General features: G+C 51.2%; 10 protein-coding genes. 6 read left to right on the top strand and 4 right to left on the bottom strand.

Features of this window, described 5'->3' with window-relative positions:
- Window positions 1-2: 2 nt before the first annotated feature.
- Both H6F94_RS24615 and H6F94_RS24610 read right to left on the bottom strand, forming a co-directional pair.
- Entirely contained in the window at window positions 3-221 is a 219-nt protein-coding gene (locus tag H6F94_RS24615; protein ID WP_190804923.1) for a hypothetical protein, read from the bottom strand.
- A gap of 232 nt (window positions 222-453) precedes the next feature.
- Complete coding sequence (locus tag H6F94_RS24610; RefSeq protein WP_242041397.1) at window positions 454-1365, bottom strand: phosphate/phosphite/phosphonate ABC transporter substrate-binding protein; 912 nt, start codon at window positions 1363-1365, stop codon at window positions 454-456.
- Between the two features lie 968 nt (window positions 1366-2333).
- On the opposite strand from H6F94_RS24610, the gene H6F94_RS24605 reads away from it, so the two are divergent.
- The 6 genes from H6F94_RS24605 (at window position 2334) to H6F94_RS24580 (ending at window position 11682) form a co-directional block, all read left to right on the top strand.
- The gene (locus H6F94_RS24605; RefSeq protein ID WP_190804922.1) at window positions 2334-3146 is read left to right on the top strand and encodes a MinD/ParA family ATP-binding protein; all 813 of its coding nucleotides are present in this window, start codon (window positions 2334-2336) and stop codon (window positions 3144-3146) included.
- Between the two features lie 55 nt (window positions 3147-3201).
- Window positions 3202-3675: a cyclic nucleotide-binding domain-containing protein gene (locus H6F94_RS24600; protein ID WP_190804921.1), complete on the top strand. Its 474-nt coding sequence runs from the start codon at window positions 3202-3204 to the stop codon at window positions 3673-3675.
- A gap of 74 nt (window positions 3676-3749) precedes the next feature.
- Window positions 3750-4886 (top strand): cyclic nucleotide-binding domain-containing protein, encoded by a 1137-nt coding sequence (locus H6F94_RS24595; RefSeq protein WP_199320646.1) that lies wholly within the window; start codon window positions 3750-3752, stop codon window positions 4884-4886.
- A 78-nt stretch (window positions 4887-4964) separates the two neighbouring features.
- Complete coding sequence (locus tag H6F94_RS24590) at window positions 4965-6407, top strand: NHLP bacteriocin system secretion protein (RefSeq protein WP_190804920.1); 1443 nt, start codon at window positions 4965-4967, stop codon at window positions 6405-6407.
- An 86-nt stretch (window positions 6408-6493) separates the two neighbouring features.
- Window positions 6494-8701: an NHLP family bacteriocin export ABC transporter peptidase/permease/ATPase subunit gene (locus H6F94_RS24585; RefSeq protein WP_190804919.1), complete on the top strand. Its 2208-nt coding sequence runs from the start codon at window positions 6494-6496 to the stop codon at window positions 8699-8701.
- Between the two features lie 68 nt (window positions 8702-8769).
- Window positions 8770-11682 (top strand): NHLP bacteriocin export ABC transporter permease/ATPase subunit, encoded by a 2913-nt coding sequence (locus H6F94_RS24580; protein ID WP_190804918.1) that lies wholly within the window; start codon window positions 8770-8772, stop codon window positions 11680-11682.
- A 163-nt stretch (window positions 11683-11845) separates the two neighbouring features.
- On the opposite strand, the gene H6F94_RS24575 is transcribed toward H6F94_RS24580, so the two are convergent.
- Complete coding sequence (locus H6F94_RS24575; RefSeq protein ID WP_190804917.1) at window positions 11846-12691, bottom strand: DUF8082 domain-containing protein; 846 nt, start codon at window positions 12689-12691, stop codon at window positions 11846-11848.
- Between the two features lie 117 nt (window positions 12692-12808).
- Window positions 12809-14350, bottom strand: a complete 1542-nt coding sequence (locus H6F94_RS24570; RefSeq protein ID WP_190804916.1) for an ArnT family glycosyltransferase — start codon at window positions 14348-14350, stop codon at window positions 12809-12811.
- Window positions 14351-14361 lie beyond the last annotated feature (11 nt).

Raw genomic sequence — 14361 nt, 5'->3', positions numbered from 1 at the left:
GCTTAAGCAGCGATGGAGGTAGAGTTACCTTTAGAACCAGCAGCATTGACGCCACCAGCTGAGATAGCGAAGGTTTCGTTGTTAACGTCAGTGGCCGCTACAAATTGACCGAAGGCGAAAGCATCACCAGTTGCATTACCGAGAGCGACGCCACCAGCAACGCCTTCGAGTTCAGCATCAGACAGTTCAACGCTTTGGGCTTGGCTTAATTCAGTGTTCATTGGATTGCTCCTAGTTGGAAGTGGTAGAGAGTGCAGTTGTCTGAGGTTATTTGAAGCAGAGTGTTTTAACCGCTTCACTTTCTACAGAGGGCAAGCTTTTGCTGTTTATGCACTCGATGCCTCACCGAGCACAAAGTTTCTTCTGCAAACCGCTTAAAAACCTAGAAGCTCATAGATTTACTGGCTGAGAGAACTTATCCCAGCCAGAGATAACTAAACAATAGAGAGACCGTCAAAACAGATTAGCGGGCTTCTTGCGGACGTTAGCTGTTATCGGAGCCACTTGCTGAACCACAGAAATCATGTATTGATAGTCTGGGACATCGCCATTGGGAACGTATCCCGCCTCTTGAGACAAAACCGAGGGAACTTCACTCATCACTTTACGGATCTGTTCTTGGCGGTTGCGCTCCACAGTAGGCCCGATTAGAACAGCACCAGCTGGAACTCTGTGGGGATCTGTGTGAAGAACTCGGAACTTATTCTGACTGAACTGTGAGCGATAGGCATTGAACTCTTCTAACGAGAGCGCGCCAGCCACTGCCTTGCCCTGGTCGAGCAACTCCAAAACTGCTTTGGGGGTAGGGGCGAACAGGATCTCCCCGAGGGTTAAACCATAAAGGTTGTAAATGGGCCAGTAGTAGCCTGTCGCTGAGCCCGGCTGCCCCAGAGCCACGGTCTTACCCGCCAACTCCTTCAAGTTCTGGATAGGGCTGTCCTGGCGGACAACCAAAACCGAGCGAAGATTACTAACGCCGATGAGTGGGAAAAGAGGTAAATACTGGTGTTGAACAATGGCAGTTGCCGCTAAACCCGGAGGTGCAAAAACCAGCGACCAAGAGCCGCTCTGAATTCGCTCTAGCGCTTTGTTCTCATTGAAGGCGGGCTCAAACTCAATTAGCGATTGAGTTTCTCGGCCCAGGTAGTCGTTGAATTTGGTGTAGCGCGTAATAATCTGCTGCCCCTGATCGTAGCTAACCACTCCAACCACGATCCGTTCACGTCGCCCTGATGTAGCCTTGGTGCCGCAAGCCGACAGAAGGAACAGTTGCAGAAGGAACAAGCGACGTGAGGATCTTAAAGAAGTCAGTGAAAGATCATCAGATCGATTGAGAATGTGTTGGCTCAGGTATCGCATCGACATTTTCAACGACTCTCATAACATTTAGATCATTGCAAACAAAGACGTAAAGACACCACCGGTACTGACGTTGGAATCTAGGACAAATTCCACTGAAAGGGGACGGGGGCTGTACCGCTAGACCCATGCCTCAGGTCAGGATCTCCTGAAGTTGCTTGCGCCGTAGGCTCAGGGTGGGGCAATGGGTGATCGATCACATAACTAGCGCCTAGACTCACATGAATTGGTATGTCGGGATTCTACCGTCCTTACAGACGTCCCTGTAAGTTCCCCCTGTAAGTGCCCTGTAAGGGGAGAGTCAGGAACGCAGTGTCTCGCTTGCAGGCTGACTTGAAGGGACCCAAACACCAGCAGACACAGACAGGCAAGGTCATCCTTACCGGCGAAGTTGACTCAGAAGGGCCAAGGCCAGGGTTTGAAAGGACCAACTGCATAAAAAAGCAAAGGCAGACCTCTGAAGCTTACGAAGGAGGTGAAAGGCTCAAGGGGCCGAGAAGCACTCCTTCCCAGGCTCAATCTAGTGACACAGGAGAATAACAACACCAAAAGAAAACTAAAAATATGCCATCCATTAATGTTGCTGATTTTGGTGTTTTCCACGACTGCAAGGTTCTACTGAGCCTAAGGTTCAAAGGATTGAGTCCGTTGTTGTCTGATAGAACCACAGCCAAAGACACGAAAAGTTAAGAAGCAGACATAGGAAAGCGGCCCAAGGTGTGATACTTCTTAGACTGACAACTCACTAGTTGCTGATTGAAGTAGTACCTCATCTTTTAAGCCTGGCATAAGCCCGATCTTAAGAATTGCTTAGCAGAGTCACCCTGAGCGTTTTGTTAGGGGGGCTACCGGAAGGGCTAAAGCCCCATTTCTTAAGATAGCGTTTATTCTTTTCTTTCTCTTTTTTTAAGAACACTGCCTCTGGGCCTTTGCTCCTGACCCGCGACTCCCTTTTTTACCACGAGAGGTACGCTATGTCTAAGATTGTATCTATTCACTCATTTCGGGGCGGAACTGGTAAATCGAACACGACGGCTAACCTAGCAACGACCATTGCCAGTTTTGGTTACCGCGTAGGGATCATTGATACAGATATCCAATCACCAGGGATCCATGTCCTGTTTGGATTAGATGAAAAGAGAGTCAATCTCACCTTAAACGATTATCTGTGGGGCCGTTGTGCCATCCAAGACAGCGCTTATGATGTGACTCCGACTCAAGTCAAGAATGCCAAAGGCAGCGTTTTTCTAATTCCTTCCAGCATTAAAGTCGGTGAGATTGCTCGCGTTTTACGGGAAGGTTACAACGTACGGTTGCTCAATGATGGCTTTCGTAACTTAATCCGAGCTCTCAAACTGGACTACCTGTTCATCGACACTCACCCTGGCATTAACGAGGAAACCTTACTTTCAATCACCGTCTCTAATGCCCTGGTGATCATTCTGCGTCCCGATCGCCAAGACTTCCAGGGAACTGCCGTGACCGTTGAGTTAGCTCGCAAATTGAAGGTGCCGAAGGTGTTGCTCGTGGTTAATCGAGCGTTGCAAAGCCTTGATTTTGCGTCTGTTCGGCGGCAGGTAGAGACAGCCTACAATATCCCGGTTGCTGGAATTTTGCCCAACTGCGACGAAATGATGCATTTGGCAAGCAGTGATCTTTTCTGTCTACGTTATCCCAATCACTTGCTGACTCAAGAAATAGGTAAGGTTGCCAATCAACTGCGCGAAGAAGACAGAAAACTTCAAGAGGCTTCTGTATTCTCCAAGTTCAAGTGGCCGGGCCGCTAACCAATTTAGTGCTGACACAACGCAGACAATAAATATGCTCTAGGGTGATGGGATTATGGCACGGGTTCTACTAAGAGGCTTGAATCGCAGTGATATTGATTGGCTGATTGAGATGGGGCAGCAAGAAGTTGTAGCTGCCGGTACAATCCTGATTCAGCAAGGGAAATTTATTGATCAACTGTACATTGTCTTAGATGGAATTTTGACAGTTACTGTCTCTCAGGCTGAAAGGAATGATCCGCTAGCTTTGGCTCTTTCTGCCCTAGAAGACAACGAGACTACAGAATGGGAGGTTGCCAGATTATCAAATGGTGAGATTATAGGAGAGCGATCTTTGCTAGAAACTGCTCCTGCCTCTGCTAGCGTTAAAGCGTTACGGAAATCACTCGTTCTAGCCATTCCCCGACAGCAGTTGGCCATCAAATTGCAACGGGATATGAAATTTGCCGTTCACTTCTATCGAGCGATGGCAATCCTACTTTCGAACCGGCTACAGGGCACCGTTAATCAAACAATCCAGTCATTATGAGCCGGACAGGGCTAGTTGATTAGGGCTGATTGATTGGGACTGGTTACTGGGAGAAGTTTTACGGGAACAACCTCTTGACACAACGTAAGGTGATGCAAGCTATGACGGAAGTTTTACTGAGAGAATTAGAAAATAGTGATATTGACTGGCTCATCACGATCGGTCGTCATGAGGAGATTGTTGCCGGGACGATCTTGGTCCAACCGGAGAAACCCGTCGATGAGTTCTACATCATCCTTGAAGGGTCTGTAACTGCAACGATTGCCCACACCGCCACTGCGGATGATCCGCTAGCCCTTGCTTTTTCAGCTTTAGAAGGGAGTGAAGCAACTGGTAGAGAGATCATTCGGCTCGCAACCGGTGAGATTGTCGGCGAGGAATGTCTTCTGGATGGCCGCCCACCGGCTTTCACCCTAAAGGCCCTACAAAAGTCACTGGTGCTGGCGATCCCTCGACAGCCTTTAGTGGCAAAACTGAAACAGGATGTGAGTTTTGCGGCCCATTTCTATCGAGCTGTGGCTGGGGTCCTTTCCGATCGGCTGCGCTCAATCATCCGTGAGTTAGGCAACAATCGGTTCTCCCAAGGCTCCCCGCTCCGAGAAATTTTGTTTGTGTTTGGGGAACTGAGTGACAGCGACATCGACTGGTTGATTTCAACTGGGCGTCGCGAAAAGATTCCAGCGGGCACAGCAGTAATTAGCAAGGGAAGACCTGTCAATGGGCTATATATCCTGCTTGATGGCGCGATGGCTGTTTCCATTTCTGAGGAAGAGCAGGACAATCCCTTGGCGCTTGTCTTCGCCTCTATAGAGGAGGGTGAAGCGCCGGGCCGAGAAATCGCCAGATTATTGCGGGGCGACATTGCTGGAGAAATGCATTTTGTAGACGCTCATTTGCCCGCGACCACGGTCAAAGCCTTAAGAGACTCAATTGTCTTAATGATTCCCCAGCAACAACTGGCGATCAAGCTACAGGAAGACGTGGTCTTTGCCTCCCATTTCTATCGAGTTATCGCCATCTTGATCTCAGATCGTTTGCGAGGAATGGTCAGCCGTTTAGGCTACGCCAGACGGGTATATGACAGTGGCCAAAGCTTGAACGAAGACGTGGAATATGAAGGCGAACTCGATTTGCATACGCTAGACAATTTTGCCTTGGCTGGCAATCGATTTGACTGGTTGCTGCGACGTCTGAATGTCAAAGGCGCTTAAGCTCTCCGATCCTATTTTCTGGCTCAAAAATATCATCATGGTTCACTCTATTTTGGAATTGATAATGGCGGTGTCAACATGACTCAAGGACCTAATTTATTCCGTCAAGAATCTCTAGAGCGCCTGTCCTCACCTGAGCGGCTTGATCAGCTCATGCAGGTTATTGGCCCCAAAGCCTGGTTGCCTTTAGCCACTTCAGGTGTTCTGGTGATCGCAGCGGTAACTTGGAGCGTTGTAGGACGGATTCCAATCACGGTTGAGGGTCAGGGAGTTCTGATCCGACCGAGTAAAGTTGTACATTTCCAGTCTGGAATTGAGGGTCAGTTAGTAGAACTCAAAGTTCGAAGTGGGGACCCGGTTCGCAAGGGACAAGTACTAGCAACGATTGATCAAACCGAATTGCGCCAGCAACTAGAACTGGAACGGGCCAAATTGGCTCAGTTGCAAGGGCAGGACCGCGATGCCAATTCGCTTCAAGGCCAGCGAGTTGATCTAGACCAAAAAACAATTGAGCAGCAGCGCCAGACCCTTCAGCAAAGCTTGCAAGCTACCCAGTCTGTAACCCCGATTCTGAGGGAGAAAGGTCTGCTCGCCGTTCAGCAAAATCGTCAGAGCCTACAGCAACGTTTACAAACGTTCCAAGAGCTATCGCCAACGCTGAAGAAGCGCTGGGACAACCGTCAGGGGCTGTTTGAACAGGGAGCAGTGCCAGCGGACGTTGTACTTCAGGCTCAGCAGGAATATTTGGGTAGCCTCGCTAACATCTCTGATGCTGAATCACAGCTCAAGCAATTGGATGTCAAAGAAGCAGATGCGCAACGGCAGTATCTACAGAACCTAAGCACGATTACCAATCTTCAGGCCCAGTTACGCGAGTTGGACAGTAAAGCCGCGCAACTGGCTCAACAAAATCTTGAGAATTCGACCAATCGCAAAAATCAAATTGAAGAGGTTCAGCGCAATATTGCCCGTTTGGAAGGGCAACTCAAAGGCAAGAGCTCGATTGTCAGTGAATACAATGGCCGCGTTCTAGAAATTGCGGCTGTGCCGGGCCAAGTTCTAACCCCAGGTCTTCGACTAGGCTCGATTGATGCAGAAGATCCCAACGGCAAGCTGACCAATGTCGCTTATTTCGCAGTCAGAGATGGCAAGCAGATTAAGCCGGGAATGTCGATGCAAATCACCCCGAACACGGTGAAACGTGAGCGCTTCGGTGGTATTTTAGGCCGAGTAAAAAACGTTTCGTCATTCCCCGTTACAGCTCAGGGCGCTGTTGCTCTGGTCGGTAGCGAAGCGATCGTCAAAAGCTTAATGCCAGAGGGTCTTGGCGCTCAAGTCGAAGTGCTCACTGAACTTCAAGAAGATCCTTCAACTGAAAGTGGTTATCGTTGGTCTTCGTCCGATGGCCCTCCACTCCAAGTAACCTCTGGAACCACAACTTTGGTCCGGGTCAAAGTGGATGAACAAGCTCCCATTGCTTACATCATTCCTCTCCTGCGCTCGACCACGGGTATCTACTAGCGCTGCTCGCTACTAGTCATCAGAATCATGGCAGGCTCTTCACAAACCGCTAATCATAAACTCCGATTCGGAGGTTAAGCACTATCATGGCAGTCGCCTTTATTCCACTGCTAAAACTCAAAAAAAGTACCCGAGTTAAAACGCCCACACTCTTGCAGATGGAGGCCGTGGAATGTGGTGCCGCTGCTCTAGGCATTATGCTCGGTTACTATGGGCGGCTGGTGCCACTACCAGAACTGCGTCGGACCTGTGGTGTCTCGCGAGATGGCAGTAAAGCCTCCAATATCTTGAAGGCCGCTCGCAATTATGGGCTACAGGCGAAAGGTTTTAAAAAAGAGCTAGCAGTCCTTCAGGAGCTGAAGCCTCCTTACATTGTGTTTTGGAATTTCAATCACTTCTTAGTGGTTGAAGGATTCGATTCTGATCAGGTCTATCTCAACGACCCTGCCACAGGTCCTCGCACCGTTTCACTTCAGGAATTTGGTGAGGCTTACACAGGCGTTGCCCTAGTCTTGGAGCCAGGACCAGACTTCAAGAAGGGCGGGCGGAAAGCCAGCATTTTTTCGTCGCTGGGCCAGCGTTTGCAAGGAGCTCACGGTGCCATCTTTTACTGTGTGCTGGCCGGGCTGCTGCTAACCATTCCTCGATTGGCAGTACCAACCTTTACCCAGATTTTTGTCGATGAAGTCTTAATCCAAGGTCGCCAAACTTGGCTGCGCCCGCTGATCCTCGGCATGATCATTACAGCGGTGCTGGGGGCGCTGTTGGCGCAACTGCGATTGCACTACTTGCGTCGCTTGATGCTCAAGCTTTCGGTGGGCATGTCTAGCCAATTTCTCTGGCATACCTTGCGCTTACCGGTTGGCTTTTATGCTCAACGTTTTGCTGGAGAAATTAGCAGCCGCGCTGATTTAAACGATAAGGTCGCTGAGATTCTTTCGGGGCGATTGGCAACGACAGTGATCGATGGGATCATGATGGGCTTCTATGTCATAGTCATGCTTCAGTATGACTGGGTTCTAACTTCGATCGGCGTCCTGTTTGCGGTAGTAAACTTCATTGCCCTCCAGTCGTTATCTCGAACCCGCGTCGATGCCAACATCCGCCTAGCGCAGGAATACGGCAAAGTTTACGGCATCGCCATCGGCAGCATCCAAACCATGGAAACTGTCAAGGCGTCGGGACTGGAATCTGACATCTTCTCCAAGTTCGCTGGATATTACGCTAAGGCAGTCAACGCGCAACAAGAATTGGGCCTGCAAAATCAGGTGTTGTCTGCGTTGCCCTCGCTGTTAAATGCGCTAACCACCATGTCAATTTTGGCGGTCGGAGGTCTACGTGTAATCAACGGTGATCTCACGATTGGTATGCTGGTTGCGTTTCAAAGTTTGATGGGAAGTTTTCTCACCCCTGTCAACAATCTAGTGAACTTCGGCAGCACACTTCAAGAACTCGAGGGCGATTTGAACCGCCTGGATGATGTCCTAAATAACCCCATCGATCCAGAGTCAACCCGACCAGAGACCAGTACCGCAGTGGCGGTTAATTCCTTCCGCTTGCAGGGCTACGTCGAGCTGAGTAACATCACCTTTGGCTACAACCATCTCGATGCCCCTCTGATTGAGCAGTTCAGCCTGACGGTCAAGCCGGGGCAGCGTGTGGCTTTCGTAGGTGGTAGCGGCTCTGGTAAATCGACCCTTGCCAAACTAGTGTGTGGCCTGTACGAACCCTGGTCCGGCGAGATCTTGTTTGACGGCAGACCGAGAACGCAAATTCCCCGCCAAGTTCTAGCCAACTCTGTCGCGATGGTTGAGCAGGACATCTTTCTGTTCGGCGGCACCGTCCGCGAAAACTTGACCCTCTGGGATCACACGGTGCCGGAGCGAGATCTGGTCCAAGCTTGCAAAGATGCGGCCATTCACGACCTGATTCTGCACATGCCCGGCGGCTACAACGCCGAACTGATTGAAGCCGGAGCCAACATCAGTGGCGGGCAGCGGCAGCGCCTAGAGATCGCCCGAGCCCTGGTGCGCAATCCTTCGATCCTGGTTCTAGATGAAGCAACCAGTGCCCTCGATGCGGAAACCGAACTGATTATTGACCGCAACTTGCGGCGGCGGGGTTGCACCTGCATTGTTGTCGCCCACCGCTTAAGCACAATTCGCGATTGCGATGAAATTATCGTCTTCGAGCGCGGCAAAGTAGTGCAACGTGGCAACCATGAAGAACTGAGCCAGCAGCCAGGAGCTTACAGTCGGTTGATCCACAACCACGAAGCTCCCCAAGAAACATAGGCACCCCAAGAAACATAGGCAAGAGATATAGGAATGGCATAGGGAAAAGCCGTAAGAGATTAATGAAAATGCTTAAACTAACCGCCGATAAAAATTCTCAAGGACAGCAGCACCGACTGAGAGGCAACGCCCCCCTGCTTCTGGACGACCCCCAAACGGTCTGGTTGCTTCAGTCGGGTGCGATGGCTGTGTTCACAGTTCGCTTTAATGATGGCGTTCCAGATGGAGCCCGCCACTACCTGTTCACTGCGGCTCCAGGTGAAGCTCTGTTCGGAACTGCTCCTTACCTGGAGGCTGGCGAGGAGCGGAGCTTGCTGGCCGTTGCCCTGGAGGAAACGGAACTTTTGCAACTGTCTTTAGAGACCCCAGAAGCGTTAGCGCTCAACTTGGAGTCTGAGGCAGCACTGCTGGAGACCTGGATCCATCAGTTAGGCTCGGCCCTCGTTAGCCTCACCCCTCCCCCATCGAGTCTGCAGGCGGCAGGCACTCATTATCTGTCGCTGGTTGCGGGCCAGACTTTGCAGGCCAAGCCTGGAACCGTTAGCTGGGTGCAGCTACAGCAGGGACAGGTGCGCTGGCTAGGGATGCCGGAAATCAGCCTGGACGCCGCTACTGGCTTGGTGCCTCTGGGAACAGGCATGTGGTTAGAAGCAGAAGACACAGTTGAGCTAGCTACCGCAGACACGACAGCGATTGAATCTTTTGACCTGCTGCTAGCGGGGCTCAGCCAATTGCATGCTCGGATCTTGCACAGTCTGGTGTTGCTGGAGCAGCAGGCCTTGCAAGCAGAATTTCTAAGGTTTCAGGAACGGGAAGGTCTTAACCAGCAGGTGACCGAAGCGGCTCTGGGCGATCTGGTCTCCGTTCTGCATCCCCAAAGCGCCGACTTTCGTCGGGAAGGACCACCACTCCTCGTGGCTGCCGGAGCGGTGGGCAAGGCAATGGGCATAGAGATCTGTCCACCCGCTCGCTCTGAAGATTTTGCAAGGCTGAGGGAGCCCCTGGAAGCCATCGCCCGCGCTTCCCGCATCCGCACTCGCCGCGTCCTGCTGCTGGGCAACTGGTGGCAACGGGACAATGGGCCGTTGCTGGCTTATACCCGGGGTGACCAGCGTCCTGTTGCGCTGTTGCCTACTGCTGGGAGCCGCTATGAACAATTCGACCCTGTCGAGTACCGGCGCACACCGGTCAATGCACAAGTGGCAGAGGCGCTAGCACCAGAAGCCTATATGTTCTACCGGCCTTTGTCGGGCCGCATTAAACAGGCTCTAGATCTGTTTAAGTTTGGCGTCAGGGGTCACGAACGGGATTTGTTCTTTGTGATCCTGGCTGGGCTGGCGGCAACTCTGCTGGGGATGCTGACGCCTCAGGCCACCGCGATCTTGATTGACAATGCCATTCCCGACGGCAATCGCGGCTTGATCCTCCAAATTGGTCTGGCCCTGTTCGCAGTCGCCTTTGGGCAAGCAGCCTTTGGTCTAGCCCGAGGCATCCTCACGTTGCGGGTAGAAACTGCTGCCGACTCAGCCCTCCAGCCTGCTGTCTGGGACAGCCTGCTGCGGTTGCGCCCCTCGTTCTTCAGACAGTACTCCTCAGGGGATATTCAATCTCGCGTCCTGGCAGTGGGTCAGATCCGGCGCACCCTCAGTGGCGCCACGCAGCGCACCCTGTTCAGCGGGGTTTTTGCCCTGCTGAATCTGGGCCTGATGTTTGTCTACAGTTGGCAATTGGCTCTGATTGCCAGTGCTTTGGCGGCTGTCGCGATCACGGTCACCACCGTTTCTAGCCGCTTGATTTTGCGCAAAACTCGGATTTTGCAGCAGATGGATGGTGTGCTGCTGGGACTGACTGTGGAGTTAATTAATGGCGTGGCTAAGCTGCGGGTTGCTGCTGCAGAAGGACGTGCCTTCGCTTATTGGGCGCGGCAGTACAGTCAACAGAAAAAACTGAAAGCGGCAGCTCAGCGCATTAACGACAGCCTCTCTGTGTTCAATGAAACGCTGCCCACGATCAGTTCGGTCTTGCTATTCTGGTTCGCGATTCTGTTTATGCAACAGGCCCCTGGTCAAGGCACTGCTGGCCTGACGGCTGGTTCTTTTCTGGCCTTCAATGCAGCGTTTGGCATTTTCATTAGCGGAGCCACCAGCCTAAGCAATACCCTGACTGATGTTTTAGCCGTGGTGCCCCTGTGGGAGCGTGCCCAAACGATTGTGCAGGCTGAGCCTGAGGTTGACCCCAGCATGGCCGACCCTGGCAGACTAACGGGCAGAGTGGCGCTGGAGCACATCACCTTCCGCTACCGCGAAGATGGTCCCTTGACCCTGGATGATGTCAGCGTGCATGCAGAGCCGGGCGAATTCATTGCCTTAGTGGGCCCCTCCGGTAGCGGTAAATCCACTGTCTTTCGCTTGCTCCTAGGCTTTGAAACACCTGCCTCCGGCACGGTCTACTACGACGGTCAAGACTTGAACGGGTTGGATGTGACTGCCGTCCGTCGCCAATTAGGGGTGGTATTGCAAAATGGCCGAATCAATACAGGCTCTATCTTTGAACTGATCACAGGCGGTGCTCTGATCAGCATGGATGAAGCCTGGGAGGCTGCTTACAGTGCCGGTTTTGCCGATGACATCAAGCAGATGCCGATGGGCATGCATACGGTGATCAGTGAGGGCGCAACCAACCTGTCCGGGGGGCAACGGCAAAGACTGCTCATTGCCCGCGCCTTGGTCCTGAAACCCAAGCTAATTTTGATGGATGAGGCAACCAGTGCCTTGGACAACAGAACCCAGTCAATTGTCACAGAGAGCCTGAGTCGCATGCAGGCTACTCGCGTTGTCATCGCCCACCGGCTGAGCACAATTCGCAATGCTGACCGCATTTATGTAATCGAAGCCGGTCGAGTGATGCAAGTCGGTACCTTTGACGAGCTGGTCAAGCAAGAAGGGACGTTTGCCAGACTGGCCGCTCGGCAATTGGAGTAACGCGAAACCATACTGCGGCAGCATTGCAAGAAGCAATGACACTCTCCGTTCTACTTCCGATCTAAAAGCCCTGCCTTAAAGGTAGGGCATTCCTTTTTTTGCAAGCGTTCTCGCATTCAAACGCCATCTTGGATATTTTGATCTTGGATATCTTGAGTTTGGCTCAGGCGAGTAAGCGGCGGCGAAACTCAATTGCCTTTTGAGGATCCGGGATCTCAGCAGCTAAGGCCTCCACAAGCTCTGCTGAGGAAGTTTGAGGATTGGCGGCCAAGGTTTTCTTCACCAGGAAATTAGCAATCGGGCCAATTAAGTCAGCCAAATCTCGGGTGCAAAGCTTGACGAAGCTTTCACTCAGCAGCTGTCCTTTCGAATTAGGAGTGAAACTAGGTGGACCAGATGTTTTGGCTTGGGTTGGAGCAACAAAGCCCTGCGTAAACTGCTCTCCTAGATTGAAAGGGCTGGGTTCTAGTGGAGGATGAGTAGCAGGCTCTTCAGGCAATACCGCTGATGATTGTTCGAATTCTAACTGCTCAGCTTCAATGCTTCGCCTGAGTTCCTCAGCTCTCTGCTCCAACTCCTGAAAATATTCCATCTCAACAATTTCCGCCACCTGTTGCTGCTTTTCAGCTTCATCAATTTCGATGAACAGCTCCGGTGTCGGTAAAGCTAAAGAAGTGTGCAAACTGGTTAGATTTTCAGAGGTAGTTCCAGTTTGAAATTGAAGAGCTGGACCGGATTTTGATAAGTTAATTAAAGCCCCGTCAACTAGACGAATTTGGGTGACTTGCTGACCATTAACGAATGTTCCATTTCTGCCTAAATTAACTAGTTCCCAGTAGAACTCACAGCGACGCAATTCTGCATGTTCTCGTGAGGCTTCGGAGCTACTGACTACGATGTCGTTGTGCGATCCTCGACCAATGCGAATTAATCCGGCATCCTCAAATGTCCAAGTCTGAATGGGAGTGCCGTGAGTAGGATGCAACAGGGTCAGGGTAACGCCGCTCATCGGGGTAGCAAGATGGGCATCAAATTATTGTAGCATCAGTTCTTTAGGGCTTTAGAGTGGCGAAGAACTGATGCACTGGGCTAGAAAAGCCTTGGCTGCAAAGGCCTTGGCCTGCACTCAGACTTGTCCTTTTTGGAAGTGATAGCCCTTGATCACGTAGTAGTTTTTAATCCAAACTCCGAACCGTTTGACTGGAACCCTTAAGGGCAATGAGGTTGTCTGAAACAGTGCCAAAACTTTCCGGTCAGCAGGATGCCAGTCATCGGCCAAAATCACAGAGTTCCTGCCCCGGAGGGCTTGGTCACCGCTGTACCAAAAGTCGAATTGATCCAGTCGCTCTGAGATAACAGTTACATTTTTTTCGTTGAGTTGGTAGGCTAAAGCCGAGGCAGAACGGTAGTCAGTGGTGAGCAAAAACGAGTTCTCACCCAGTTCTCTGGCTGCTTCATTAACGACTGCGGCAACTTCTGGCCAGCCAAACAGCATCCGTGAGTCTGGATCTGCCGTCTGGCTAGCTAGCGTCGAGAAGGGAAGCAAAACGTAGTGGATCACCAATAGGACCGCAAATAGAAGTCCATAGGCTTGCCCACTCCAAAATAACCGTCTACCGATAAAGATTCCTGCCCGATTGAAAAAGATAGTGGGAAGTAAAGGAAATAAGAGCAAATAGGCAGTGATGTTCCAGTAATACAGAGCTGTAGAAACTAGCGAAACTAAAGTGAGAATTCCTGTGGAAACAATTAATACCCAGAAGGTGACAGCCGGATAAACTGAGTCAGACGGATTTGAGCTAAGGGAATGTCTCAAACCAGTGAACAAGCCAAAGCTGTGAATAGGAGAGAGCATGAGCATTGAAAATAACAAAAAACCTAGGGTTTGACTGACCCTAAACTGAAATTTATTTCCATCGCTCACACGAGTGAAATAGTAGTGAAAAGATTGAAAGTCGTTAGCATAATTCCATAAGAAAATAGGCAAGCAAGCAGAGGCAACAATTGCCACTGCAATATAGAAATGACGACTGCGCAGCAGGGGACGCAGATCCCGGTCAGCTAGAATAGCAGTCAGAAACCCTAGCCCTACCAGGATGGCATTGTACTTGGTCAGACCAGCCAAGCCGAGTGCAGCAGCAGCCCCATAAAGACGCCACTCGAGGCCTTGCTGCTGCTGTTTGTAGGCATCTAAAAAAGTAATCAGCAGGTGAGCTGAAACCAAGGTCAATGTAATCAGTAAGTGATCGGGCCAAGCTAAGGCTAGGAACAAAAAATATAAGGGAGTTGCCAGGACTGACAGCAGAATCACCCCAAAATAGCTTTTGGCTTTCTCGCCATAGAGGTAGCCCACGATTCGATAATAGGTGTAGAAAAAAACGGCGTTAGCTAGCAAGTTTGGCAGCCTCAAGGCAAACTTGGAGCGACCCAGCAAGGTTGTAAAAAGGCCCTCGACCCAAGCTTGCAAGGGTGGGTGGTCGTAGTAAGAGAGAGCAGGATGCTGTCCCCAAAGCCAATAGTAGGCTTCGTCTGGGTTGGGAAAGGCTCCAAACCAAAAGGCTAAGCGGAGGAGCAAAAAGGCAACCAGGACCAGGAGTAGCCTAGCCCATTGTTTCTGGTGGGGTTCTCGAACCGGTACGGCCTCCGGTATCTGCGGTAGAGGTTTCATCTGGAGAGAGC

This window comes from Leptolyngbya sp. FACHB-261, from assembly GCF_014696065.1.
GTDB lineage: Bacteria > Cyanobacteriota > Cyanobacteriia > FACHB-261 > FACHB-261 > FACHB-261.
Note: the sequence above shows the minus strand (reverse complement) of the source record. Positions and strands in the feature narration are given on the sequence as shown.

Bases quoted from the DNA above. Each gene is read 5' to 3' on its own strand.
- H6F94_RS24590 (WP_190804920.1), top strand. From the start codon at position 4,965: ATGACTCAAGGACCTAATTTATTCCGTCAAGAATCTCTAGAGCGCCTG.
- H6F94_RS24610 (WP_242041397.1), bottom strand. From the start codon at position 1,365: ATGTCGATGCGATACCTGAGCCAACACATTCTCAATCGATCTGATGAT.
- H6F94_RS24580 (WP_190804918.1), top strand. From the start codon at position 8,770: ATGCTTAAACTAACCGCCGATAAAAATTCTCAAGGACAGCAGCACCGA.
- H6F94_RS24570 (WP_190804916.1), bottom strand. From the start codon at position 14,350: ATGAAACCTCTACCGCAGATACCGGAGGCCGTACCGGTTCGAGAACCC.
- H6F94_RS24575 (WP_190804917.1), bottom strand. From the start codon at position 12,691: ATGAGCGGCGTTACCCTGACCCTGTTGCATCCTACTCACGGCACTCCC.
- H6F94_RS24585 (WP_190804919.1), top strand. From the start codon at position 6,494: ATGGCAGTCGCCTTTATTCCACTGCTAAAACTCAAAAAAAGTACCCGA.
- H6F94_RS24600 (WP_190804921.1), top strand. From the start codon at position 3,202: ATGGCACGGGTTCTACTAAGAGGCTTGAATCGCAGTGATATTGATTGG.
- H6F94_RS24615 (WP_190804923.1), bottom strand. From the start codon at position 221: ATGAACACTGAATTAAGCCAAGCCCAAAGCGTTGAACTGTCTGATGCT.
- H6F94_RS24605 (WP_190804922.1), top strand. From the start codon at position 2,334: ATGTCTAAGATTGTATCTATTCACTCATTTCGGGGCGGAACTGGTAAA.